Here is a 24,220-nt window from a genome sequence, read left to right as displayed (position 1 = left end):
AAAGCCTCAAGAAGCCGTCAGTCCCACGGAAATAAACATGCACCTCTCCCGCTTCCCGCGCGTTCATCTCGCCCACCTTTCCACACCGCTGGAACCGATGAAACGGTTGCCCAAGGCCCTTGGCGTTGAGCTTTGGATCAAACGCAATGACAGCACCGGCATGCACACTGGTGGTAACAAGACCCGGAAACTTGAATTCCTGATGGCCGAAGCGTTGGAACAGGGTTGCGACATGGTGATGACCCAAGACGCGACCCAGACCAACCACGGCCGCCAAACCGCCGCTTTCGCCGCGAAACTTGGCCTGAAATGCCATATCCTTCTGGAAGATCGCACCAGTTATCAGGACAAAAACTACAACAACAACGGCAACGTGTTGCTGGATCACCTGCATGGTGCCACGACTCAGAATTTCCCCGGCGGTCACGACATGCCGGGTGAAATGGAGCGGGCCGCCGAGAAAATGCGCGGCAAGGGGCACAAGGTCTATGTCATCCCCGGTGGTGGGTCTAACCCGAACGGTCCCCTGGGCTAGTTGAACTGCGCCTTTGAATTGGTGGCGCAGGTCAATGACGCGAACCTGAAGATCGACCGTGTGGTGCATGCCACCGGCTCATCTGGCACCCAGGCGGGACTTGTCACAGGCATGTGCGCGATGAATGCGCAGATCCCGATGTTGGGTACCCTCGCGCATTACGCACCTGGTCGAGGGCATTGGCCCAAGCCCCGGCCTCACGCTGGCCGAAACAGCGCAGCGGTTGCAGCGCGCCGGGGCCACGGCGCTGGCCCTGCCCTGCAATACCGCGCATTACTATGCTCCTGCGATCACCCAGGCGACTTCTGTCCCCTTCCTGAGCATGGTGAACTTGTCAGTCGCGCTGGCGGCCCAAAGTCTGGCTCCGGGTGATCCGATCGGGTTTCTTGCCTCACCCGCCTTGCGCGGCGCCGGTGTGTTCGATGCCACCCTGGCGCGGGCCGGCCTGACCGCCTTGTGGCCCAAGGATACCCCCCCGTTGCTGGAGACTATTCGCCTGATCAAAGCGCAAGGTCCCACACGGCACGCGCTGTCAGTGCTGACGAACGTCGCCGAAGAGCTTACCCAATCCGGGGCATCTATGCTTTTCGCCGCTTGTTCGGAGTTTTCCCTGCTCGCGCCGGATCTGAAATCAAGGCTCCCAATTATCGACACACTCGACGTGCTGGCCCACGCCATTCACCAACATGCGCTCGCCCAAGAGGTGCTCCATTGACCGTGACCTATCTTAAGCAGGCCGTGCCCCGCCCTGCGGCCGAACACAACGATATCCGCGACATCGTGCGGATCATGCTCACCAATATCGAACGGGGGGGCGAACAGGCGGTCGCTGACTATGCCAAAAAGCTGGATCGGTTCACCGAAGACACCGTCCTGTCCGATACGGCCCAGGCCGCCGCTTGCGCCCGCGTCTCGGACGAATTGAAAGCCGACATTCAATTCGCCCATGCCAATATCCGCCGCTTTGCCGAAGCCCAGCAGGCCACCGTGCAAGATTGCGAGATCGAGGTCATGCCGGGTTTGATCGCCGGGCAAAAGCAGATCCCTGTGTCCTGCGCAGGCTGTTACGTGCCCGGTGGTCGTTACAGTCACATTGCCAGCGCGCTCATGACGATCACCACGGCCAAGGTCGCAGGCGTTGGTCATATCACGGCCGTTTCTCCACCTCGCGGGGGCGGCATTCCTGACGCTATCGTCTATGCGATGGATCTGTCTGGCGCCGATCTGATCCTGAACCTGGGTGGCGTCCAAGGGATCGCGGCCATGGCTCAGGGCCTTTTCGGCGGCAAGCCCGCAGACATACTGGTTGGACCGGGAAACTCCTATGTCGCCGAGGCCAAGCGCATGCTGTTTGGCGAGGTTGGCATCGACATGTTCGCCGGCCCTACAGATTCTCTGGTGATTGCAGATCATACCGCATCGGTGGAAACCGTCGCCTGAGATCTGGTCAGCAAGGCCGAACACGGGGCGGACAGCCCGGTCTGGTTGATCTCAACCGATCGCAACCTGGCTCAGGGCGTCATGAACCGCGTGCACGTGCTGATGGCCAGCCTGCCAGAACCGAATGCTTCGGCCGCCCGCGCGGCCTGGGAGGATCGCGCCGAGGTCATCTTGTGTGACACCCGCGAAGAGGCCGCGACAATGTCGGACACATACGCGCCCGAACACCTGCAGGTGCAGGCCGCGCATCTGGATTGGTGGCTGGATCGATTGACGGCCTATGGGTCTCTGTTCCTGGGGCGCGATACCACGGTTTCCTTCGGTGACAAGGCCGCAGGGCCGAACCACGTTTTGCCGACCAACGGTGCCGCGCGCTATACTGGCGGGCTGTCAGTGCACAAGTTCACCAAGACCGTGACTTGGCAACGCTGCACACCCGACGCCGCGCACGAGCTGGCCCAACGCACCGCGCGTATCAGCCGAATGGAAGGCATGGAAGGCCATGCCCGCGCCGCCGAAATCCGGTTGCGCCGCAGCTGACCCCGCGCCCCTTTCATGGCGGGTGCGGTCGCGGTCGCCCACCCTTCTGCCGCCCGAAAAACGATGCAAATGCACCACAAGCTTCATGGGTGCGCCCCAATTTTGCCACATTTCCGCCGCGGTTTGACCGTGATCCCTTGCCACGCTGTTCCCAACCTTCCGCAGCGAAGGATGAGGCAGAGTTACCAGTGGGCCCGGCATGTTGCCGGCAAAAAGGAGCAGGCAGATGGCTTCCAAGCAGAAATCCAAACCCGTGGTTGAGGCACCGCAGCACCCCCGCTACGTCCGGGCCGATCGACCGGTACATGAAAGGGTGCAGCCGGTGAAAAACACCAAGCTGGACCCGAAAGACGCGCCGGTGATTTACTCGGACTGGGCGAGCATCTGATTGCGCGCTAGACTGGTTGCATGAGTGACCCGGTCTCTTCCATCCGAAATCTCGGCCCCGCCTCGGACGCGAGCTTTGCCCGTGCGGGTATTCACACGGCAGATGAGCTGCGCGCGCTGGGGCCGGACAAGGCCTATGCCCGTCTGCTGGAAAGCGGATCGAAGCCGCATTTCATCGGCTATTACGTGTTGGTGATGGGGCTGCAAGGGCGGCCGTGGAACGATTGCAAAGGCAAGGAAAAGGCCGCGTTGCGTGTCAAATTCGACGCGTTGAAAGCGGCGCATCGCCCTGCCCCTCAAGACGATTTCGAACGCATTCTGGACCGGATCGGCATTCGCGCCGCCGAGTGACCCCTTTAAAACGCGCGCGTGTACCCCATATCAATGTTATGGATGTTAACATTGAAGCACGACTGCAAGCCCTTGAAAAGCTGGCCTACCGGTTGGAGAATCTCGTGCCTATTCCCGGCACGGATTTGCGCTTTGGCATTGATGCAATGCTGGGCTTCGTGCCTGTGGTGGGCGACTTTGCGGCCCTGATCCCCGGTGCCTATATCGTGAAAAACGCTTATGATATGGGGGCTTCGCGGCGAATGCTCATCCGAATGGCGCTGAACCTGGGCATTGACGTGGTGATCGGCCTGGTGCCGGCCATCGGTGATCTGTTCGATATCGCCTGGAATGCCAACACCCGCAACGTCGCGCTGCTGCGTGCCTTCCTGGAAACGAAAACCGCCCACGCCGAATGGGCGCGGGCGGCAATTTCGTCTGATCCGGCGCCCGTGTCCGGCGCCGCGGGGGCTGTTTAGCCCACCAGTTCCAGACCGGAGAAGAAGTAAGCGATCTCTTCCGCGGCGGTTTCCGGGGCGTCCGAGCCATGGACCGAGTTTTCGCCAACCGACTGGGCGAATTCCTTGCGGATGGTGCCCGCATCGGCGTCGGCCGGGTTGGTGGCGCCCATCACGGTGCGGTAGGCTTTGATGGCGTCGTCGCCTTCCAGAACCTGCACGACAACCGGCTCAGAGATCATGAACTCGACCAGCTCACCGAAAAAGGGACGCTCGGCGTGCACGCCGTAGAAGGTCTCGGCCTGCTTCTGGGTCATGTGAATGCGCTTTTGCGCGATGATGCGCAGGCCAGCGGCTTCGATCTTTGCGTTGATCGCGCCGGTCAGGTTGCGCTTGGTGGCGTCGGGTTTGATGATCGAGAAGGTGCGTTGAATGGCCATGAGAGGCTCCTGTCCTTTAGGGTTCGAATTTGGCGCCCTGCTAGCATGGGCGCAGGCGTTTGGAAAGCGGGGATTACGCGCGCGGCATCTGCGCCTCAAGCCGCTGCAGGTAAAGCGCGGCCAGCAGACCAACGCCCGAGGTCAGTGCCATCGCGATCAGCAAAACGATCGGCCCCAGCGCCCCGCCGACAATCGCGGCCGTCACGGACGCGAACACAGCCCCCCCTGCCACGGTCAGCGCGCCCGACAGGCCCGAAGCGCTGCCGGCCAGCTTCGGGTTCACGCTCATCACGCCCGCATTGGCGCCCGGCAGGGTCAGACCGTTGCCCAGCCCCACGAAGATCGCCCCGCCGAACAGCACCACGGGGTGGTTCAGACCCAGTCCCAGCAAAAGCGCACCTGCCAGCGGGCCAAGCGTGGCAAACCAGCGCCCGATGATGACGATCCGCGTGCGCCCGATCCGGCCTGCATAGCGCCCGGTCAGGTAATTGCCCAACATGAAACCGCTGGAGATCGAGCCCATGCCGACCCCGACCAGCGCGGGGGTCAGGCCGTAGATCCCCTCGCCCACCAAAGGCGCGCCACCCATGAAGGCGTAGAAGCCGCCGATGGAAAACACCAGGCAGATGGTCCAGGCCCAGAAGGCCCGATCGCGCATCAGGGTCGGATAGGTCTTGAACTGCGCCGTGAAGGTCGCCGAGGGCTGGGTGTTCGTCTCGCCCAGGTCACGCCAGGCGATCACAAGCATCACCGCGCCCATCACCGCATAGGCGACGAAATTCGCCCGCCAGCCGAACATCTGATCCAGCAGCCCGCCGATCATTGGCCCCAACAGCGGCGCCAGCGCCATCGCCATGCCCATGATACCCAGTTGGCGCGCGGCCTCGTCAGGCTCGTGCAAGTCACGCACGATCGCGCGCGACAGCACCATGCCCGACACGATCCCGCCCTGCGCCACGCGAAACGCCAGAAACACCCAGATGTTGTCGGCAAACAGGCAGCCGATCGAGGCCAGGGTGAACATCACCAGCCCGATCAGGATGACCGGGCGACGCCCCCACAGGTCCGACAAGGGCCCCATGATGATCTGCAGCACCGACGATACCGCCAGGTAACCACCGATCGACAGCGACACGAGCGCATAGTCGGCCTCAAGCCCCACCGCGATCTGCCGCAGGCTGGGCAGGAACATGTTCAGCGACAGCACCGCAAGTCCGGTCAGAAGGACAAGCGTGGTCATGGTCGGGGGCGTGCGGGGTGCGGACATATCCCAGCGGTATCCGCTCTGACCGCTGATCACAAGCCACGGCTGGCGCCGGGGGAAACGCTCTGTTAGACCGCCCGAATGTTACGCATTTCCGATATCACCTATGCCGTCGAAGGCCGCCCCTTGTTCGAAGGCGCTGGCGCCACCATTCCCGGCGGCCACAAGGTCGGCCTTGTGGGCCGCAACGGCACCGGCAAGACGACGCTGTTTCGCCTGATCCGGGGCGAGCTCACGCTGGAAGGTGGCGACATTTCCGTGCCGCGCGGGGCGCGCATCGGCGGTGTGGCGCAGGAGGTTCCGGCCTCCTCGACCTCGCTTTTGAACACCGTGCTGGCCGCCGATACGGAACGCGCGTCGTTGATGGAGGAAGCGGACACCGCCACCGACCCACACCGGATTGCCGAGATCCAGACCCGCCTGACCGACATCGACGCCTGGTCGGCCGAGGCGCGGGCCTCTTCGATCCTCAAGGGTCTGGGGTTCGACGATTTTCAGCACATCATGCCCTGTTCCGACTTTTCGGGCGGCTGGCGCATGCGTGTGGCGCTGGCGGCGGTGCTGTTTTCCGCCCCTGACCTGCTGCTGCTTGACGAACCGACCAACTACCTCGACCTCGAAGGCGCGTTGTGGTTGGAGCAATACCTGGTGAAATACCCCCATACGGTGATCATCATTTCGCACGATCGCGGGCTTCTGAACCGCTCGGTCGGGGCGATCCTGCACCTCGAAGACCGTAAGCTGACGCTGTATACCGGCACCTATGACACTTTCGCGGAAACCCGCGCCGCCCGTCTGGCAGTGGCCGAGGCCGAGAACCGCAAGACCGAAGCACAGCGTGCGCATTTGCAAAGCTTTGTCGACCGGTTCCGCTACAAGGCGTCGAAAGCGGTGCAGGCGCAATCGCGCATCAAGATGATCGAGAAGCTCAAGCCGATCAACACGCCGCAAGAGGCCGCCCTACGCGCCTTTTCTTTCCCCGAACCCGAAGAGCTGTCACCGCCGATCATCGCGCTGGAAAGTGCGGCCGTGGGCTATGACGACGTGCCGGTTCTGTCGCGCCTGACGCTCAGGATCGATCAGGACGACCGCATCGCGCTTCTGGGCAAGAACGGTCAGGGCAAATCGACCCTGTCGAAACTTCTGGCCGGCCGCCTGCCCGCGCTGACCGGGCGCATGACCACGTCGTCGAAACTGCGCATCGGCTATTTCGCCCAGCACCAGATGGACGAATTGCACGCGGATGAGACCCCGATCGACCACCTGCGCCGGTTGCGCCCCGGTGAAACCCCGGCCCGTCTGCGTGCGCGGCTTGCGGGCTTTGGCCTCAATGCCGATCAGGCCGACACGCTGGTGGCCAAGCTGTCGGGGGGGCAGAAGGCGCGCCTTACGCTGTTGATCGCCACGATCGACGCGCCGCATCTGCTGATCCTCGATGAACCCACCAACCACCTGGACATGGAAAGCCGCGAAGCGCTTGTTGACGCGCTGACCGCCTATTCCGGCGCGGTCATTCTGGTCAGCCACGACATGCACCTGCTGGGCCTGGTCGCCGACCGGCTGTGGCTGGTCAAGAACGGCCGGGTCGAGCCGTTCGAGCAGGATCTCGACGCCTATCGCAAGCTGCTGCTGGCCTCGGACGCCCCGGCGAAGGCGGAAAAGCCCAAGCCCAAACGTCCCTCACGCGATGTGATCACAGCACTGCGCAGCGAAGTGCGCAAATGCGAACAGCGGGTCGAAAAGTTGAATGAGATGCGCGACAAGCTGGCCAAGAAACTGGCCGATCCCGCGCTCTATGAAGACGGCAAGCTGGGCGAAATGGAAGTCTGGCAAAAGAAATACGCCGAGGTGATGAACGGGCTGGACCGGGCCGAAGCCATGTGGCTCTCGGCCCTGGATAAACTTGAAAAAGCCGAGGTTTAAGCGTGGACCTTCAAGCTTTCATCCCGGTTTTCGTGACCCTGTTCGTCGTCATCGACCCGATCGGCCTGATGCCGTTATTCGCGGCCATGACCAAGGGCGCGCCGCGCGCGCAACGCCGCACCATCGCCCTGCGCGCCACAGCCATTGCGGCCCTCCTGCTACTGCTCTTCGGCCTCTTGGGCGAGGCGGTGTTGGGCTTTCTCGGCATCTCAATGGCCGCCTTTCGCATCGCGGGCGGATTGCTCTTGTTCCTGACTGCCATCGACATGCTGTTTGAACGTCGTACGCAACGGCGCAAAGACCAATCCGAAACCGGGATCGATCCGGCCGACGATCCGTCGATCTTTCCGCTGGCCACCCCGCTGATCGCCGGACCCGGCTCGATTGCCGCGGTGATCCTGCTGTCCGGTCAATCCGACGGCATGATGGGCCTGATCACGGTTCTGGTGGCGATGCTGGGCGTGGTGCTGGTCGTGCTGGCTTTCTTCCTCGCCGCCGGGATCCTTGAACGCCTGTTGCGCGAAACCGGGATCAACGTGCTGACCCGCCTGTTGGGCATGTTGCTGGCCGCGCTGGCGGTGCAATTCGTGCTGGACGGGTTGAAGGATTTCGGCCTGCTGGGCTGACATCCGGCCCCTCCGCCCCCATATTGCCCTCATCAACAGGAGAGCACCATGAGCGGCGACGATTTTGGCCACCTGACCTACCTGATCCTGCTGGGCGCGGCGATCGCGGGCTATTTCATTGCCGAGAACCGCCAGTCGCTGGGCAAAACCACGCGCCAGTTGATCGTCTGGGGTCTGCTGTTTCTCGGTGTCATCGCGGGCTACGGGCTGTGGGGTGACATCCGACACCAAATCGCGCCCCGGCAATCTGTGGCCGGAAGCGGTCAGATCACCGTGCCGCGCGGCTTTGACGGGCATTTCTACCTGGTGCTGCGCATGAACGACACACCGGTCAATTTCGTTGTCGATACAGGGGCATCCGAGGTGGTGCTCACCCTGGATGACGCGCGCCGGATCGGGCTGGACCCGGCCGCGCTCACCTATACCGGCCGCGCTTTCACCGCGAATGGCGAAGTGCGCACCGCCCCTGCCCGTGTTGCGCAGGTTTCGCTGTCGGGCATCCGTGATGAGAACCTGCGCGTCAGCGTGAACGAAGGCGACATGGACATTTCGCTTCTGGGCATGAGCTACCTCAGACGGTTCGAAAAAATCGAAATCTCGGACGACACCCTGACGCTCTCGCGCTAGTCCTTTCGGCGTTGCGGAAACATCCCCGGGGGTCGGGGCAGCGCCCAATCAAACAAACCAGTGTCGCGCAGCGACCCCATTGGATCAGGCGCCGCTTTGCGCCTTCATCTCCCAGCTGCCGCTTTCCTGGCTCCAGTATTTCGCAGGAAGCCCGGCGCCTGTCACCGCCTTCCACTGCCCACGCGCATGGGCCACCGCGTCGGGATCATTTCCGTCAAACAGGATCATCACCCGGTCCAGGCCGGCGACCTCTTCGGTGTCCACCTGCGCCCCGTCAACCGAGATCAGGGCGCTCGCGCCGTTCGGCACCGCCGTGTCTGTGGTCAACAAAATCGGCTGGTTCGCATCATGCGGTCCGCCGGACAGGCCGTGGGGCAGAAAATCCTCTTCCCGTCCCTGCCACAGCCGGTCGTCCAGCCACGTCAGCCGCTGCGCATCCGTCCCCCGCACCACGACCCGCCACCCGGCCTGGAGTGAGCGCGCCAGCAATACAGGCAGCGTTTCCTCAAGCGGGGTGCGGGTCATGTGGTAGAAGTATACCTCGCTCATCGGGTGATCACGCGCCTTCGTGCAGATCCGCGATCATCCGGTTCAGCGCCATCACGCCCCAACCGGTCGCGCCCTTCGGGGCAAGCGCCGTGTCGGTGGCCACGCTGGCCACACCGGCGATGTCGAGGTGGATCCAGGGCATGCCATCCTGCACGAACCGCTGCAGAAATTGCGCCGCGGTGACTGATCCGGCCGCCCGGCCGCCCACGTTCTTCATGTCCGCGACCCGGCTTTTCAAAAGCTGGTCATAGGCCGCGCCCAGCGGCATGCGCCAAGCACCTTCGCCTTCGGCCTCGGCAGCTTTCAGGAAGTTTTTGCACAGGGTATCGTCGTTCGAGAAGACACCAGCATTCTCATGCCCCAGCCCGATGATGATCGCGCCCGTCAGGGTCGCCAGGTCAATCATGCCGACCGGCTTGAAGGTCTCCTGCGCGTACCACATGATGTCGCACAGCACCAACCGCCCCTCGGCGTCGGTGTTGATGATCTCGACCGTGTCACCCTTCATCGACGCCACCACGTCGCCGGGGCGCGAGGCCTTGCCGTCGGGCATGTTTTCCACGATTCCGATCACACCGACCACGTTGGCCTTGGACTTGCGCAGCGCCAGCGTTTTCATCGCACCTGTCACGGTGCCCGCACCGCCCATGTCCATCGTCATGTCTTCCATGCCCGCCGCCGGTTTCAGGCTGATCCCACCGGTGTCGAACACGACGCCCTTGCCGATCAGCGCAAAGGGCGCGTCGCCCTTCTTGCCGCCGTTCCATTCCATCACCACGACCTTCGAGGGGCTTTCCGAGCCCTGGCCGACCGACAGAAGCGTGCGCATGCCAAGCTTCTCAAGATCAGGCTCTTCCAGCACCGTGACTTTCATCCCCAGCGCCTCCAAGTCCTTGGCACGCTTGGCAAATTCCGTTGTGGTCAACACGTTGGAAGGTTCGTTCACCAGATCACGGGTCATGAACACGCCCTCGGCAACAGCGACCAGGTTGTCCAGCTTTTCGCCCATCTCGTCGGGTTTCGGCACGGTCAGGGTCAGACTTCCCACCTTAACCTCGCCCGCCTCGCCGGTGCGGTGGGCGTTGAAGTTATAATCACGCAGCACCGCACCCAGGGCGATCTCTTCAGGGTGGCGGATCGGACCGGCCAGTACCAGCACCGCCTTGCCCGCGCCTGCCTTGCCGATCTTGGCGCCTGCCTTGCGCGCCTCATCGCGGCTCGGACGCCGCTCCAATTTCATTACCTGCACCGCGTCGCAGGCCATGCCGGTGGGCCAGGCCATGTCATGCGTGTCGCCCTGTTTCATCTTGGCAAACGCCTCGCTGGCCCGGAAGCGTTCCAGTGCGCCTTTGGTCAAGCGGTTCACACGGCGCGCGGCCTTGTCCAGCGGCCCTTCGGCAGACAGAAAAACCACGATGCGCCCCGGCGCGGTGGCAAGAATTTCGATGTCGAGTTCTGCGAAAGTAGGCTTGGTCACTTGGGTCATGGAATTCTCCGTTCAGGCGGTCATCCGCCATTGGTAGCGGCGCCCCAGAGAAATGACCAGATATGAGTTTTCCCCGCCAATAGGATCAGGTAGAAACAAGACCACCAGATTTAGGGGTTTCGGGGGCAAGCTTGGCAAGATTCGACAGATACCTGCTGTCACAGCTTCTGGTGCTGTTCGGGTTTTTCGCCCTGGTGCTTGTGCTGATCCTTTGGGTCAACCGCGCCGTGGGCCTATTTGACCGGCTGATCGCGAACGGTCAGACCGCGTGGGTGTTCCTTGAGTTTTCGATCCTGATGCTGCCCGCAATGATTGCCACGATCTTACCTTTTGCAGCCTTCTTTGCCGCCGTTTTCGTCGCCAACCGCCTGACAACGGAAAGCGAGTTGGTGGTGGCCGAGGCGGCGGGCTACAGCCCATTTCGCCTGGCGCGCCCAGCGTTTTCCTTCGGCATTTTCGCGGCGATTTTCGCCTTGGTTCTGTCCCACCTTCTGGTGCCGATGAGCCAGCTGCGCCTGGCAGAGCGCCAGGCCGAGATCGCCCAGAACGTCACAGCGCGGTTCCTGAACGAAGGCACGTTCGTGCATCCCGCAGATGGGATCACGCTGTATATCCGGGAAATTAGCCCCGAAGGGGAATTGCGCGACGTGTTTCTGGCCGACAGCCGCAACGCTGGGCACGAGGTGACCTATACCGCGCAACGCGCCCTGGTGGTGCGTGCCGACGACGGGCCAAGGCTGATCATGTTCCAAGGACTGGCCCAGGCGCTGGATCTGGAAAGCCGCCAATTGACCACCACCGGGTTCGATGATTTCACCTATGACATCTCGTCGCTGATGAGCGGGGATCTGTTCCCTGACCGAGCTGTGGGGCATCTTTATACGCCCGCGCTTGTCGCCGCCGACCCGGCATTGCTGGCAGAAACCGGCGCCGATCGCGCAGGGTTCCTGTTCGAGGCAAACCGGCGCACGCAACAGGGATTGATGACGCTTTTGGCCGCATTGACCGGGTTTACCACATTGCTTTTGGGCGGATTCAGCCGTTTTGGCCTTTGGCGCCAGATCATGCTGGCAGGGGTGATCCTGATGGTGATGCAATCGGTGAACAATTCCTTCGCTGACATGGCCCGCGCCGACACAAGCGTGACCTGGCTGACCTATGTTGCCACGCCGATCGGCCTTGCGATCAGCGCGCTGGTGCTGTGGATTTCGGCACGCCCCGCGCTGTTTTCGCGCCGCGGCGGGTTTTGGCGAAAGGTGCGGGCATGAAACTGCATCTCTATATCGCGCGCCGTTTTCTGCGGGCCTTTCTGTTGGTGCTTGTCGTGTTGGGGTGCGTCTTCATCTTGCTCGACATGGTCGAACAGATCGGCCGGTTTGATTCCGGCAGTGTCGGGTTTCTGGACCTGTTGCGCCTGACCCTGATGAACATGCCCGAATGGATGTACCGTATCCTGCCGCTGACGGTGATCCTGGCCACCCTGGTGTTGTTTCTGGCGCTGGCGCGGTCGTCCGAGATGGTTGTGACACGCGCCGCGGGCCGCTCGGCCCTGATTACCCTGATCGCTCCGGCCGCGACCGTCTTTGTGATCGGCTTGCTGGGCGTCAGTGTGATCAACCCGATCGCGGCGGCGACCTCGAAGCAATACCAGGTGTTGGCAGCGCGCTATGGCGGCAACACCGCGTCTATCCTGTCGATCAGCGCCGAGGGCCTGTGGCTACGCCAAGGCGACGCGACCGGCCAGACCGTGATCAATGCCAAACGCACCGGGGCGGATGGCACCGAACTGTTTGAGGTCACCTTCTTTTCGTTCACCGAAGGCGGGTTGCCTCGCAACCGGGTCGAAGCTGAAAGCGCGAAGCTTCAGACCGGCCGCTGGGCGCTGCGCGATGCGAAAGTCTGGAGCTTGTCTGCCGGGGAAAACCCGGAGATGGACGCCGTGCGTCACCGGGCCTTCTGGGTCAGGTCGAACCTGACACCCGACCAGATCGAGGACAGCTTCGGCCGCCCCTCGTCGATCGCGATCTGGGATCTGCCTGCTTTTGTCGCCCAGCTTGAGCAGGCCGGTTTTTCGGCACGAGCGCACCAGGTCTGGATGCATATGGAACTGGCCCTGCCGCTGTTTCTGGTCGCGATGGTGTTGGTCGGTGCCGGGTTCACTATGCGCCACACTCGGTTCGGCCACACCGGGTTGATGGTGATGCTGGCGCTTGTGTTCGGCTTTGGCATCTATTTCATCCGCAATTTCGCACAGGTTCTGGGTGAAAACGGACAAATCCCGGTCCTGGTGGCCGCCTGGACCCCGCCGGTTGCGGCAATCCTGGCCTCGCTTGGCATATTGCTGCACCTGGAGGATGGCTGATGCTGCGGCGTCTTTTTCTGACACTGTGGCTTTTGCTGGCCACCGCGCTTGTCCCAACAGGGGCGCAGGCGGGCACCGCGTCGCTAATTGCGGACCGCGTGCAAGTGCTTGGGAACGGGCAAATCGTGGCCGAAGGCAACGTGGTCGTTCTGTTTGAAGACATTCGCCTGACCGCAACGCGTGTCAGCTACGACCAGTCGGCCGACTTGTTGGACATTACCGGACCGCTGACCCTGATCCAGGGAAACGACACCATCCTTCTGGCCGACGCTGCCCAGCTTTCTGGCGACATGCGTGAAGGGTTGATGCAAAGCGCGCGCCTGGTGCTGGACCAGCAATTGCAAATCGCGGCCGCCGAAATCAACCGGGTGCAAGGCCGATACACTCAGCTGAGCAAGGTCGTCGCCTCCTCTTGCGAGGTCTGCGCAGAACGCCCAGTGCCGCTGTGGCAAATCCGTGCCAGCCGCGTCATTCATGACCAGCAGGAACGCCAGCTTTACTTCCACGACGCGCAGTTTCGGGTGATGGACCTGCCGATTTTCTACCTGCCACGCTTGCGCATGCCCGACCCGACGTTGAAGCGCGCCACAGGGTTCCTGCCGCCAAGCCTGCGCACCAACACCCGGTTGGGGACGGGGGTTCGTCTGCCTTACTTCATCAAGCTGGGTGATCACGCCGACCTGACCCTGACGCCCTACCTGTCAAACGTAACATCGACGTTGGAGGCACGTTACCGCCAGCTGTTTATAAATGGTGGGATCACCTTCGACGGGGCTGTGTCCCAGGATTCCCTGCTTCCAGGGGATACGCGGTTTTACCTGTTCGGCCACGGCGCTTTCGACCTGAAACGCGATTTCACCCTATCGTTCGGGTTGGAACTGGTATCGGACGCAGGTTACCTGTCCGATTACGGCTACTCCGATACGGACCGGCTGGAAAGCCATGTCGCACTGACCCGCGCACGGCGGGATGAGTACATTTTCGCCGGGGTGACGCAATACAACACCCTGCGCGCTTCGGAGATCCCGATCTCGGACCAGTTGCCGTTCGGCCAGGGTGACCTGTTCTATGAGCGGCGCTTCACCGATGGCATTCTGGGGGGCGACGGATTCTGGCAGTTTTCGGCTCAGGGCCATTTCCGTGCAAGCACCGCCGATCAGCTTGGCCGCGACATGGTGCGCGTTGGCGCAGCTGGCGAATGGCGGCGCGAATGGATTTTTGAAAACGGTATGGTTGGCGAGATCGAGGGCGCGATCAATGCCGATGCCTACTGGATCAACCAAGACAGCACCTATGATCCCTTCCTTGCGCATATCACGCCCAGTGCGGGCGTCACTCTGCGCTGGCCGATGTCACGGGCCACACGTTCGGGCGCGTTAGAGGTTTTGGAACCGGTGGTGCAGCTTGCCTGGACCGACCGGATCGGCGCGGATGTGCCAAACGAAGACAGCCCGCTGGTCGAGTTTGACGAGGCCAATCTGTTCGATCTGTCCCGGTTCCCGGGGTTCGACCGCTATGAACGCGGCTTGCGCGGCAATCTCGGTCTGCGTTGGAGCCGCTATCAACCTGATGGTTGGACCTGGACACTAGCAGGTGGCAAGGTTTTCCGTGGAAATGATCTGGGTCAGTTTTCGCTGGCCTCTGGCCTCGACGGGGTCAGCTCGGACTGGCTGGTCGCCGGACAAGTGCAGCTGGGCGACCAGTTCGCATTGCAGGGGCGCGCCCTGCTCAGCGATGGTTTCGATGTGTCAAAGGCAGAAGGGCTTGTCATGTGGCGCGATGACCGGATCGCACTGTCTTCGGGCTATATCTGGGTCATGGCCGCACCTGGTGGTTTTCCGGGTGAAGACCGGACAGACGCCATCAACGAATGGTCCATGGACGCCGCCTACAACATCAATGACCGCTGGAAGGCGAATGCCGATTGGCGGTTCGATATCGAGCGCGACCAGGTGACCAAGGCCGGACTGGGCCTGCAATACGCCAATGAATGTGTGACGGTTGATCTTTCCCTCTCGCGTCGCTTCACATCCTCGACTAGTGTAACCCCGACCACCGATATCGGGCTCGGGATCTCCCTCACCGGCTTTGGTGGTACCAAACAGGCGCAGGCGCGCCAATGTGGCCGCTGATGACCGACCGGCCTGAACGACAAATGGACCAGAAGATGACCAACACCCTGTCCTTTTTCCTGACCCGGATCCTGACGATTGTTGCCGCCCTGTCCATGGGTGCCATGACCCTGCCTGCAACCGCACAGCAAGGGCTGTTCGACCCTGTTGCCAAGGTCAATGACCGCGTCATTACCGCCTATGAGCTGTCGCAGCGCATGGCGTTCATGACCCTGTTGAAAGCGCCCGGAGACCTGCGTGAACTGGCGATGACCCAGCTGGTGGACGAACGCCTGCAACTGGACGCCGCGCGACTGGCCGAGATCAGGCTGACCGGCGAACAAGTGCAGGTCGGCATGGAAGAATTTGCCAGCCGCGCCAACCTTACCACCGAGAAATTCATCGCCGCGATCGCTCAGGGTGGAATCGCCGCGGAAACCTTCCGCGATTTCGTCTCGGCCGGCTTGCTCTGGCGCGAAGTTGCGCGCGCGCGGTTTGTGAACCGTGTGCAGATCTCCGAGGCCGAGATTGACCGTGCCATTGCGCTGACCCAGCCGGGCGCAGGTGTGCGGGTGCTGATGTCGGAAATCATCCTGCCCGCCAACACGCCCGCATCGCAGCAGGCCAGTCAGGCGCGTGCCGAACAATTGTCAAAGATTGACACCCTGCCCGCCTTCGCCTCGGCTGCGCGCCGCTATTCGGCCGCACCGTCGAAAGGGCGCAGCGGTCGGTTGGAGTGGATCGAACTGTCGAACCTGCCCGCTGCGGTTGCGGCCCAGATCCTGCCGCTCAGCCCCGGTCAAGTCACCGACCCGATCCCCGTGCGAAATGGCATCGCCCTGTTCCAGCTGCGTGCGATCGAAGAAACCGATACCCCGGCGGCCGAAGATGTCAGCCTGGACTATGCCCAATTCTTTCTGCCTGGCGGGCACACTCAGGCGACCCTGAGCGAAGCTGACAAGATCACTGCCCGTGTTGACACCTGCGATGACCTTTATGGCGTGGCCAAGGGGCTGCCCGAGGAACGCCTGTCCCGTGACGTGCTGCCGATTGCAGACGTGCCAACCGACATCGCTTTGGAGCTGGCCAAGCTCGATGACGGCGAAGCCTCGACCGCGCTGACGCGCAATGAGGGTCAGACGCTGGTCTATCTGATGCTGTGCGGCCGCACCCGTGCCCTGCCCGAGGAAGTCTCACGCGAAGACGTAACGAACCAGCTGCGCAATCAGCGCCTGGCTGCTTTCGCCGCGAGCTACCTGCAGGAACTCAAGGCCGACGCCTTCATCGAATACTTCGACGCACAATGACCATTGCGCCGATTGCGTTGAGCGTCGGGGAACCGGCGGGCATCGGACCCGAGATCGCAGCCAAGGCCTGGGGCAGCCTGCGCGCCGACTTGCCGTTCTTCGTCATCGGTGACCCCGACCACTTTTCCGGTCTGGCCCCGCTTGCTGAGATCTCATCACCCGACGAGGCCCCCCAAGCTGCGAAGAACGCGCTGCCGATCCTGCCCCGGGATTTCGGCGCGCCCCGTGTGCCGGGCCAGCCCAACCCGACCCATGCGCAGGCCGTGATCGACGCCATCGCCGAGGGCGTGCGGCTGGTGCAATCGGGGGCTGCCAGCGCCGTGACCACCGCGCCGATCCACAAAAAGGCGCTGAAGGACGGCGCGAGCTTTGGCTTTCCCGGCCACACCGAATTTCTGGCGCATCTGGGCGGGGTCGACGACGTGGTGATGATGCTGGCCTGCGACGCGCTGAAGGTCGTGCCGGCGACGATCCACATTCCCCTGTCCGATGTGCCCAAGGCGCTGACCCGCAACCGGCTTGAGACCACGATCCGCATCACCCACGCCGCGATGCAAAACGATTTCGGCCTGCCCGCCCCCCGCATCGCGGTGGCCGGGCTGAACCCGCACGCGGGCGAAGGCGGCGCGATGGGGCGCGAGGAAGTCGAGATGATCACGCCGCTTCTGGACGACCTGCGCGCCGAAGGGCTGGAGCTGTCTGGCCCCCTTCCCGCCGACACCATGTTCCACCCCGCCGCCCGCGCGCGCTATGACGTGGCCATCGGCATGTATCACGACCAGGCGCTGGTGCCGATCAAGACGCTGGATTTTGCCAGCGGGGTGAACGTGACGCTGGGCCTGCCCTTCATCCGCACCTCGCCCGACCACGGCACCGCCTTCGATATCGCGGGCACGGGTCAGGCCGATCCCTCCTCGCTGATCGCTGCTCTGAAGATGGCGCGCCAGATGGTAAAGGCGCGCGCATGATCGACACCCTCCCGCCCCTGCGCGCCGTTCTTGAGGCGCACGGGTTGACCCCGAAAAAATCGCTTGGGCAGAACTTCCTGCTTGATCTGAACCTGACCGCCAAGATCGCGCGTCAGGCGGGCGATCTGAGTAAATGCGACGTGTTGGAGGTCGGCCCCGGCCCCGGCGGGTTGACCCGCGGGCTGCTGGCCGAAGGCGCGCGCAAGGTGCTGGCGATCGAAAAAGACAGCCGCGCGATGGGGCCACTGTCCGAGATCCAGGCGGCCTATCCGGGCCGGCTTGAGGTCCTGAACGCCGACGCGCTGGATGTCGATCCGCTGGCCCACCTCACGCCACCGATCCGCATCGTGTCAAACCTGCCCTACAATGTGGGCACCGAGCTTCTGGTGCGCTGGCTGACCCCGCCCACCTGGCCCCCGGCCTGGGACAGCCTGACCCTGATGTTCCAGCGCGAGGTTGCCAACCGCATCACCGCCCAGCCCGGATCGAAGGCCTTTGGACGGCTCGCAATCCTGGCGCAATGGCGTGCGGACGCTCGCATCGTGATGGAATTGCCGCCCGAGGCCTTCACCCCGCCACCCAAGGTCCATTCGGCCGTGGTACACCTAAAGGCGCTGCCCGAACCCCGCTTCCCCGCCGATGCCGCGAAACTGCAATCCATCGTCGCTACAGCCTTCAACCAACGGCGCAAGATGCTGCGCGCTTCGCTCAAGGGTGTGCGCCCAGATATCGAGGACGTGCTGACATCCGTGGGGATCAAGCCGACCGACCGGCCCGAGACCATCGGCCTTGAAGCCTGGTGCGCGCTCGCGCGGGCGCTGGACAGCTGAGGCCGGGCGCCCATCAGAAAAAAGCGTGCCGCAGGCACTCCTCTGGATCACGCCCCCTCGACCCAAACGACGTCAGGAATGTTCCTCGGCCGCCGTTTCCGCCAGCGCGCGGTTGAACGCCTTCAACGCATCCACATGGAACAACGCGCCCCACAGTTCGGGCGGGTCTCCCTGCCCTCCCAATGTCACGACCGGAATGAACTGCGTGCCAGAGCTTTCGAACATCGGCATCACGGTCTCCAACGTGGCATTGCCATCGACATAGACGCCCTGCTCGATCAGCTCCCAACAGGTGTCTTCGCTGGCCGCGTTGGTCGCATCCTTGTCGCGCATGATCCCGGCCACCCGCACCGTTGCCAGCAGATAGGCCTGCGGCCCTGCCGCCAAGTGTATGTTGCGCCGTTCAAGCAGGGTCAGGAAAAAAGAGCGATGCACCAAGCGGCTGGACAGTGCGGTGGACATCGACACTGCCGACATCACCGCGATCCCGGTCTGCCAATCCCCCGTCAGCTCGAACACGATCAGCGTGGTTGAGATCGGCGCGCCCAGCACGGCGGCGGCCACCGCCCCCATGCCTGCGAGTGCATAGATCGTTTCCGAGCCGGACACGTCCGGAAACACTGCCGTGGCGATGATGCCGAAGGCCAGCCCGGTCAACGCGCCCAGCATCAGCGCAGGCGAAAACACCCCGCCGCCCATGCGCCCGGCCATTGTGATGGCCACCGCGATCACCTTCAGCACGGCAAAGACCATCGCCTGATAAAGCAAAAGCTCTCCGGTCAGGGCCAGCGATACCGTTTCATACCCGACGCCGATGATATGCGGAAACCAGATCGCCAGCATGCCCAGCAGCAGCCCCGCCAGCGCCGGGCGCAGGATCGCGGGCAGACGCAGCCGGGCGTGCACATGGGTGCCCAGATCATCGGCGAAAAAGATCGCTTTCATCAGAACCACAGCCACCAGCCCGCAGACCACGCCCAACAGCAGGAAGGCCGGAAGCTCGACGTAGAAGGCCAATGAGCCTTCCGCAGGCACCACGAACTCGGTCACATCGCCGTATTCCAGCCGGTTGATCACTGTGCCCGACACGGCAGCGATGACGATGGGCGCGAAGGCATGCACCGCGAAATGGCGCAGCACGACCTCAAGCGCGAACAGCGCACCTGCGATGGGCGCGTTGAAACTGGCGGACACCGCCGCCGCCACGGCGCATCCCAGAAGGTCGCGCCCAGTGATGCCATCGGCATTGATCCGCGCCGACACCCAGCTGGCCATCACGCCCGCCAGGTGCACCACCGGCCCCTCGCGGCCCGAAGAGCCGCCGGTGGACAGCGTGATGAACGACGCCAGCGCCGAGCCGATGCCCGCGCGCCGCTCAACCCGGCCATCCCACAGCGCAGCACCTTCGATCACATCCGCGACAGACCGCACGCGCCCGTCATGGGTGAACCAGTTCAGGATCGCCCCCACCAACAGGCCACCACAAACCGGGATAATCAGCACCCAGTACCATGGCAGTGTCTCCGCCCAGGAATGCAGATGCGCAATATCGGGCGAGCCATACAGAAACGCCTGCAGCGCCTCGATGCCCTTGCGGAACAAAAGGGCCGCAAATCCCGCTGCGATCCCGATCAAAAGCGCGATCAGCCAGAACTGCAACTGGCTGGGCCCGCGGTCGCGCAACAACTGCCAGGTGGCCACGCTTCCACCCCGCAGCTGCGCCAGCTGCTCGGTCAGAAACGATTTCAATGGTACTGCCATGCCTCGCCCGATCTCGCGGGCTTTCATCCCCTGCCCGCATGCCTTAGGTTGCCCGGGTCACTTTGGGAGGGGATGGCATGACCATCGACACCGCGCTATCCGAGCTTTCCACATTGTTAGGCGATCGGCTCAGCCGGTCCAAGTCCGATCTGGAGGCGCATGGCGGTTCGGAAAGCCATTTTGCCCCCGCCCCGCCCGATGCGGTAGCCTGGCCGGTCTCAACCAAGGAGGTGTCGCAGATCCTGCGCACCTGCCACGCCCACGGCTGCCCGGTGATCCCGTTCGGGGCGGGCACCTCGCTTGAGGGGCATACCTCCGCGATCAACGGCGGGCTGACGCTGGATTTCAGCCGGATGGCCGCGCTGCTCAGCGCCGACCCCGGCGATATGGTTGCGGTGGTGCAACCTGGGATCACCCGCGAAGACCTCAACACCGAGCTGCGCGCGACCGGCATGTTCTTTTCCGTCGATCCTGGCGCCAATGCGACGCTTGGCGGTATGGCCGGCACCCGCGCTAGCGGCACCACCACGGTGCGCTATGGCTCGATGCGCGACAACGTCATGGCGCTTGAGGTCGTGTTGGCTGATGGCCGGGTGATCCGCACCGGGTCGCGGGCCGCGAAGTCCGCCGCCGGATACGACCTGACCGCGCTGTTTCTGGGCTCTGAGGGCACGCTGGGCCTCATCACCGAACTGACCCTGCGCCTTCAGGGCCAACCCGAGGCGATTTCCGCCGGGGTCTGCGCCTTCGAGACACTGGAACAAGCGGTCGGCGCGGTGCAACACACGATCCAGATGGGCATTCCGATGGCGCGGATCGAGTTTGTCGACACGATGTCGGTGCGCGCGGTGAACGCCTATGCCAAGACCTCCATGCCCGAGGTGCCGCACCTGCTGGTCGAGTTCCACGGCTCCCAGGCCGCGGTGGCCGAAGATGCGCAAACCTTCGGCGACATCGCGACCGAGTTCGGCGCGACAGGATTTGAAAGCGCCACCAAGGCCGAGGATCGCAACCGGCTCTGGTCCGTGCGCCACAAGGCGTATTACGCCTGCCTGGGTCTGCGTCCCGGCGCTCAGGCCATCGTCACCGACATCTGCGTTCCGATCTCGAAACTGGCGCAGGCGGTGACCGAAACCCGCGCCGATATCGATGCCTCGCACATCCCCGGCCCGATCCTGGGCCATGTCGGCGACGGCAATTTCCACGCCATCCTGCTGATCGACACCGCCAATCCGGTCGAGGTTGCCGAGGCAAAACGCCTGGCCGCCCGCATGACCGAACGCGCCCTGGAGATGGGCGGGACCATCACCGGTGAACACGGCGTGGGCATGGGTAAACTGGGTTACATGGACGCCGAACACGGCGCAGCCTGGGGCGTCATGGGGGATCTGAAACAGGCGCTGGACCCCAAGGGCATCCTGAACCCGGGCAAGGTGATCCGTGCGAATTGAAGACCTGAAAAACCGCTATCGCCAAGCGATGACTTGGGTGCGCATGAACGTGCCGCCGGGCCTGCGCCTTGTGCTGGGTCTGATCGTGATGGTGCTGGGCTTTTTCGGGTTTCTGCCGGTGATCGGCTTTTGGATGATCCCGCTTGGGATTGCCATCATGGCGCTGGACATCCGCCCGCTGTGGCGCTGGTTCAAAGCGCGCTGACGCGGTCTAACCCGGCAAAAGCGCCCGCGCAGCGGCCCGTGCTTCCTTGGTCACCACGTCGCCCGACAACATGCGCGCCACTTCGTCCACCCGCGCGGCCGCGTCCAGCGGCACGACGGTGGACAGGGTCACGCCCTTGGTCACGGCCTTCTCAACCCGCCAGTGATGTGCGCCCAAGGCGGCCACCTGCGGCGAATGGGTGACGACCAGAACCTGCCCGCCTTCGGCAAGAGACGCCAGGCGCCGCCCGACCGCATCCGCCGTCGCCCCGCCGACACCGCGGTCGATCTCGTCGAAAATCATCGTCAGCCCGTCCGCGTGCCGCGTGAGGCAGACTTTCAGCGCCAGCAAAAAGCGCGACAGTTCACCACCCGAGGCGATTTTGTTCAAAGGCCCGGACGGCGCGCCGGGGTTGGTGGCGACGGTGAAGGTCACCGCGTCTACGCCGTCGGGGCCGGGATCGGTGGCCGTGAGCGCGGTCGAGAACACCGCGCGCTCCATCTTCAAGGGCGCAAGCTCGCCTGCCATTGCCTTGTCCAGCCGCCCCGCCGCTTTCGCACGTTTGGCCGTCAGCCTGGCGGCGGCGGCGTCATAGCAGGCCTGCGCCGCATCCCGCGCCTGCTCCAAGGTGGCGATATCTTCCGCACCGTGATCAATCGCAGAGAGTTTCGCGCGCAGACCTTCGGCGAACGCGCCCAAATCGTCGGCCAAAACCCCGTGTTTGCGCGCCAGCGCCCGGATCGCGAACAATCGTTCTTCGACCATTTCCAACTCGGACGGGTTGAAGCGCAGCAGGTCGAGCGCCTGCTCAACCCCCTGCGTGGCCTCGCCCAACTCGACCATCGCGCGGCCAAGGGCGGCGATCGGGGCTTCCAGCGCCTCGCCAGCCTCGCCCACGACGCCCTCAAGCCAGCGTTGCGCGTCGCCCATCCGACCCTCGGCCCCGTCGCCATAGCCAAGCGCCTGCGCGGCTTTCTGAATGTCCTCGCCAATCCGTTCGGCCCCCTGCATCAGGCGGCGGCGGGCGTCCAACTCGGCGTCCTCGCCCGGCTCGGGTGACAAATCGTCCAGCTCTCCGACAGCGTGGCGCAAAAACTCTTCCTGGGCGCGTGCGGCCTCAAGTGCGCTGCGCGCCTGGGCCAGCGCCGTGCCCGCCCCCGCCAGCGCCTTCCAGGCCGAGCGGGTGGTGGCCACGTCGCCGTGAAGCACGCCAAACTCGTCCAGAAGCGTCCGGTGCACGCGCGGGTTCAACAAGCCACGATCATCCTGCTGCCCGTGCAACTCGACCAGTGTGTCCGACAGCGCGCGCAGCACCTCGCCCGAGGCGCGACGGTCATTGACCCAGGCGGTCTTGCGTCCGTCCGCCCGGTTCACCCGGCGCAGGATCAGTTCCCCGTCCTCGACCGTGATCCCAGCCTCATCCAGCACCGCATGGGCCGGGTGGCCGGTGGGCAGATCGAAGATCGCCACCACCTCGCCCTGCTCGGCGCCTGTGCGCACCAGGTCGGCACGCCCGCGCCAACCCAGAACAAAACCCAATGAATCCAACAAGATGGACTTGCCCGCCCCGGTTTCACCGGTCAACACGTTCAGCCCCGGTTGGAATTCAAGCTCCAACCGATCAATGATCAGCATGTTGCGGATGTCGAGACTGCGCAGCATCAGCGGCTCAGAGCCAGTCGCCCCGGATCAGTTGGCGATAGACCTGCGCCAGCCAGCTATTGCCCTTGGCCTTCATCTCCAACCCATTCGAGGTCAACAGCGCATAGCTGTCCTCATACCATTCGGTCGACTGGAAGTTGTGGCCCAGGATCGCGCCGGCTGTCTGCGCTTCCTCCACCAGACCCAACGACAGATAAGCCTCGACCAGACGATGGAGCGCCTCAGGCACGTGGGTCGTAGTCTGGAACTGTTCCACAACCACGCGGAAGCGGTTGATCGACGACGCGTAATGCCCGCGTTTCAGGTAATAGCGCCCGATCTCCATTTCCTTCGCGGCCAAATGGTCGAAGGCCAGGTCGAATTTCAGTATGGCCGAGCGCGCGTATTCCGTGTCGGGATAGCGTTCGATCACCACGCGCAGCGCCTGCAGCGCCTGGAAGGTCAGCCCTTGGTCGCGTCCGATTTCGTCGATCTGGTCATAGTAACTCAGCGCCAGGATATACTGGGCATAGGCGGCATCTTCATCCGCCGGATAGAAATCGATATAGCGCTGTGCGGTTGCCCTCGAATCTTCGTATTCCTTCGCTTTGTGGAAGGAAAACGCCTGCATGATCAGGCCGCGCTTGGCATATTCGGAATAGGGATACAGACGCTCGACTTCGCCGAACCACTTGGCCGCGTCTTCATACTTGCTATTGGCCAGGTCGTATTCGCCACGCTTGAAGATTTCCTCGGCGGTGTATTCCTCGATTGGACGCGTGTCAGTGCCACCCTGGAAGAATCGTTGGAAAAACCCGCCGCCGGATCCCCCACCGCCAAACGGGCCGGAACCGAGGCTGCCGCCACCACATCCGGACAAAAGCACCGCGATGGACAGCGCGGACAAAGTCGTTTTCGCAAACCCGTTCGGCATCATGCTCGCAGCCTACCCCATGACATCCTTGTCACCACCCCGAAC

At 63.3% G+C, this 24,220-nt stretch carries 22 protein-coding genes and 2 pseudogenes; 17 read left to right on the top strand and 7 right to left on the bottom strand.

Annotated elements, in window-relative coordinates; translation table 11 throughout:
* Window positions 1-37: 37 nt before the first annotated feature.
* The 6 genes and pseudogenes from MN188_RS02075 to MN188_RS02050 form a co-directional block, all read left to right on the top strand.
* Window positions 38-683 (top strand): annotated as a pseudogene (locus MN188_RS02075) (D-cysteine desulfhydrase family protein); the annotation flags it as partial.
* Window positions 660-1,250: an aspartate/glutamate racemase family protein gene (locus tag MN188_RS02070; protein ID WP_242105471.1), complete on the top strand. Its 591-nt coding sequence runs from the start codon at window positions 660-662 to the stop codon at window positions 1,248-1,250. The pseudogene MN188_RS02075 and the gene MN188_RS02070, both read left to right, overlap by 24 nt.
* A pseudogene (hisD, locus tag MN188_RS02065) lies at window positions 1,247-2,515 on the top strand (histidinol dehydrogenase). The gene MN188_RS02070 and the pseudogene hisD overlap by 4 nt, the downstream one beginning before the upstream one ends.
* 226 nt (window positions 2,516-2,741) lie before the next feature.
* On the top strand, window positions 2,742-2,903 hold the full coding sequence (locus tag MN188_RS02060) for a hypothetical protein (protein WP_242105462.1): 162 nt from the start codon (window positions 2,742-2,744) through the stop codon (window positions 2,901-2,903).
* A gap of 20 nt (window positions 2,904-2,923) precedes the next feature.
* The gene (locus MN188_RS02055; RefSeq protein ID WP_242105454.1) at window positions 2,924-3,253 is read left to right on the top strand and encodes a TfoX/Sxy family DNA transformation protein; all 330 of its coding nucleotides are present in this window, start codon (window positions 2,924-2,926) and stop codon (window positions 3,251-3,253) included.
* Between the two features lie 38 nt (window positions 3,254-3,291).
* A complete protein-coding gene (locus tag MN188_RS02050; protein WP_242105452.1) occupies window positions 3,292-3,711 on the top strand; it encodes a DUF4112 domain-containing protein in 420 nt (139 codons plus the stop codon).
* Here MN188_RS02050 and ndk read toward each other — a convergent pair.
* Both ndk and MN188_RS02040 read right to left on the bottom strand, forming a co-directional pair.
* Entirely contained in the window at window positions 3,708-4,130 is a 423-nt protein-coding gene (gene ndk, locus MN188_RS02045; protein ID WP_242105449.1) for a nucleoside-diphosphate kinase, read from the bottom strand. The genes MN188_RS02050 and ndk overlap by 4 nt on opposite strands.
* 73 nt (window positions 4,131-4,203) lie before the next feature.
* Window positions 4,204-5,370 carry a multidrug effflux MFS transporter gene (locus MN188_RS02040; RefSeq protein WP_242105440.1) on the bottom strand — a complete coding sequence of 389 codons (1,167 nt, stop codon included), beginning with the start codon at window positions 5,368-5,370 and terminating at the stop codon, window positions 4,204-4,206.
* 105 nt (window positions 5,371-5,475) lie between these two features.
* On the opposite strand from MN188_RS02040, the gene MN188_RS02035 reads away from it, so the two are divergent.
* Genes MN188_RS02035 through MN188_RS02025 form a run of 3 tightly spaced genes read left to right on the top strand, consistent with a single transcriptional unit; the run spans window position 5,476 to window position 8,570 of the window.
* Window positions 5,476-7,317, top strand: coding sequence for an ABC-F family ATP-binding cassette domain-containing protein (locus MN188_RS02035; protein WP_242105431.1), 1,842 nt, complete (start codon window positions 5,476-5,478; stop codon window positions 7,315-7,317).
* Between the two features lie 2 nt (window positions 7,318-7,319).
* Window positions 7,320-7,943, top strand: a complete 624-nt coding sequence (locus MN188_RS02030; protein ID WP_242105430.1) for a MarC family protein — start codon at window positions 7,320-7,322, stop codon at window positions 7,941-7,943.
* A 48-nt stretch (window positions 7,944-7,991) separates the two neighbouring features.
* Window positions 7,992-8,570 carry a retropepsin-like aspartic protease family protein gene (locus tag MN188_RS02025; protein ID WP_242105427.1) on the top strand — a complete coding sequence of 193 codons (579 nt, stop codon included), beginning with the start codon at window positions 7,992-7,994 and terminating at the stop codon, window positions 8,568-8,570.
* A gap of 84 nt (window positions 8,571-8,654) precedes the next feature.
* Here MN188_RS02025 and MN188_RS02020 read toward each other — a convergent pair whose 3' ends face one another.
* Together MN188_RS02020 and MN188_RS02015 are read right to left on the bottom strand one after the other, a co-directional pair.
* Window positions 8,655-9,119 carry a DNA polymerase III subunit chi gene (locus tag MN188_RS02020; protein ID WP_242105425.1) on the bottom strand — a complete coding sequence of 155 codons (465 nt, stop codon included), beginning with the start codon at window positions 9,117-9,119 and terminating at the stop codon, window positions 8,655-8,657.
* Window positions 9,120-9,126: 7 nt separating this feature from the next.
* On the bottom strand, window positions 9,127-10,605 hold the full coding sequence (locus MN188_RS02015; RefSeq protein ID WP_242105423.1) for a leucyl aminopeptidase: 1,479 nt from the start codon (window positions 10,603-10,605) through the stop codon (window positions 9,127-9,129).
* Between the two features lie 131 nt (window positions 10,606-10,736).
* On the opposite strand from MN188_RS02015, the gene lptF reads away from it, so the two are divergent.
* From lptF to rsmA, 6 genes are read left to right on the top strand one after another with little or no spacing between them, the layout of a single operon-like run.
* Window positions 10,737-11,873, top strand: a complete 1,137-nt coding sequence (gene lptF, locus MN188_RS02010) for an LPS export ABC transporter permease LptF (RefSeq protein WP_242105422.1) — start codon at window positions 10,737-10,739, stop codon at window positions 11,871-11,873.
* Window positions 11,870-12,967, top strand: coding sequence for an LPS export ABC transporter permease LptG (lptG, locus tag MN188_RS02005; protein ID WP_242105420.1), 1,098 nt, complete (start codon window positions 11,870-11,872; stop codon window positions 12,965-12,967). The genes lptF and lptG overlap by 4 nt, the downstream gene beginning before the upstream one ends.
* Complete coding sequence (locus tag MN188_RS02000; protein WP_242105418.1) at window positions 12,967-15,099, top strand: LPS-assembly protein LptD; 2,133 nt, start codon at window positions 12,967-12,969, stop codon at window positions 15,097-15,099. The genes lptG and MN188_RS02000 overlap by 1 nt, the downstream gene beginning before the upstream one ends.
* On the top strand, window positions 15,099-16,385 hold the full coding sequence (locus MN188_RS01995) for a peptidylprolyl isomerase (RefSeq protein WP_242105409.1): 1,287 nt from the start codon (window positions 15,099-15,101) through the stop codon (window positions 16,383-16,385). The genes MN188_RS02000 and MN188_RS01995 overlap by 1 nt, the downstream gene beginning before the upstream one ends.
* A complete protein-coding gene (gene pdxA / locus MN188_RS01990) occupies window positions 16,382-17,353 on the top strand; it encodes a 4-hydroxythreonine-4-phosphate dehydrogenase PdxA (protein ID WP_242105407.1) in 972 nt (323 codons plus the stop codon). Before MN188_RS01995 ends, pdxA begins: the two co-directional genes overlap by 4 nt.
* A complete protein-coding gene (rsmA, locus tag MN188_RS01985; RefSeq protein WP_242105405.1) occupies window positions 17,350-18,183 on the top strand; it encodes a 16S rRNA (adenine(1518)-N(6)/adenine(1519)-N(6))-dimethyltransferase RsmA in 834 nt (277 codons plus the stop codon). Before pdxA ends, rsmA begins: the two co-directional genes overlap by 4 nt.
* Before the next feature lie 72 nt (window positions 18,184-18,255).
* Here rsmA and MN188_RS01980 read toward each other — a convergent pair whose 3' ends face one another.
* Window positions 18,256-19,944: a chloride channel protein gene (locus tag MN188_RS01980; protein WP_242105402.1), complete on the bottom strand. Its 1,689-nt coding sequence runs from the start codon at window positions 19,942-19,944 to the stop codon at window positions 18,256-18,258.
* A gap of 77 nt (window positions 19,945-20,021) precedes the next feature.
* On the opposite strand from MN188_RS01980, the gene MN188_RS01975 reads away from it, so the two are divergent.
* A complete protein-coding gene (locus MN188_RS01975; protein ID WP_242105400.1) occupies window positions 20,022-21,395 on the top strand; it encodes an FAD-binding oxidoreductase in 1,374 nt (457 codons plus the stop codon).
* On the top strand, window positions 21,385-21,600 hold the full coding sequence (locus MN188_RS01970; protein ID WP_242105398.1) for a hypothetical protein: 216 nt from the start codon (window positions 21,385-21,387) through the stop codon (window positions 21,598-21,600). The genes MN188_RS01975 and MN188_RS01970 overlap by 11 nt, the downstream gene beginning before the upstream one ends.
* Before the next feature lie 6 nt (window positions 21,601-21,606).
* Here the strand turns inward: MN188_RS01970 and recN are convergent, their stop codons facing one another.
* On the bottom strand, window positions 21,607-23,262 hold the full coding sequence (gene recN, locus MN188_RS01965; protein WP_242105395.1) for a DNA repair protein RecN: 1,656 nt from the start codon (window positions 23,260-23,262) through the stop codon (window positions 21,607-21,609).
* A 7-nt stretch (window positions 23,263-23,269) separates the two neighbouring features.
* Entirely contained in the window at window positions 23,270-24,178 is a 909-nt protein-coding gene (locus MN188_RS01960; protein ID WP_420838958.1) for an outer membrane protein assembly factor BamD, read from the bottom strand.
* Window positions 24,179-24,220 lie beyond the last annotated feature (42 nt).

Source organism: Aliiroseovarius subalbicans (assembly GCF_022678625.1).
Taxonomy (GTDB): domain Bacteria; phylum Pseudomonadota; class Alphaproteobacteria; order Rhodobacterales; family Rhodobacteraceae; genus Aliiroseovarius_A; species Aliiroseovarius_A subalbicans.
The sequence above is the reverse complement of the archived record's forward strand: the minus strand, read 5'-3'. Positions and strand labels throughout refer to the sequence as shown.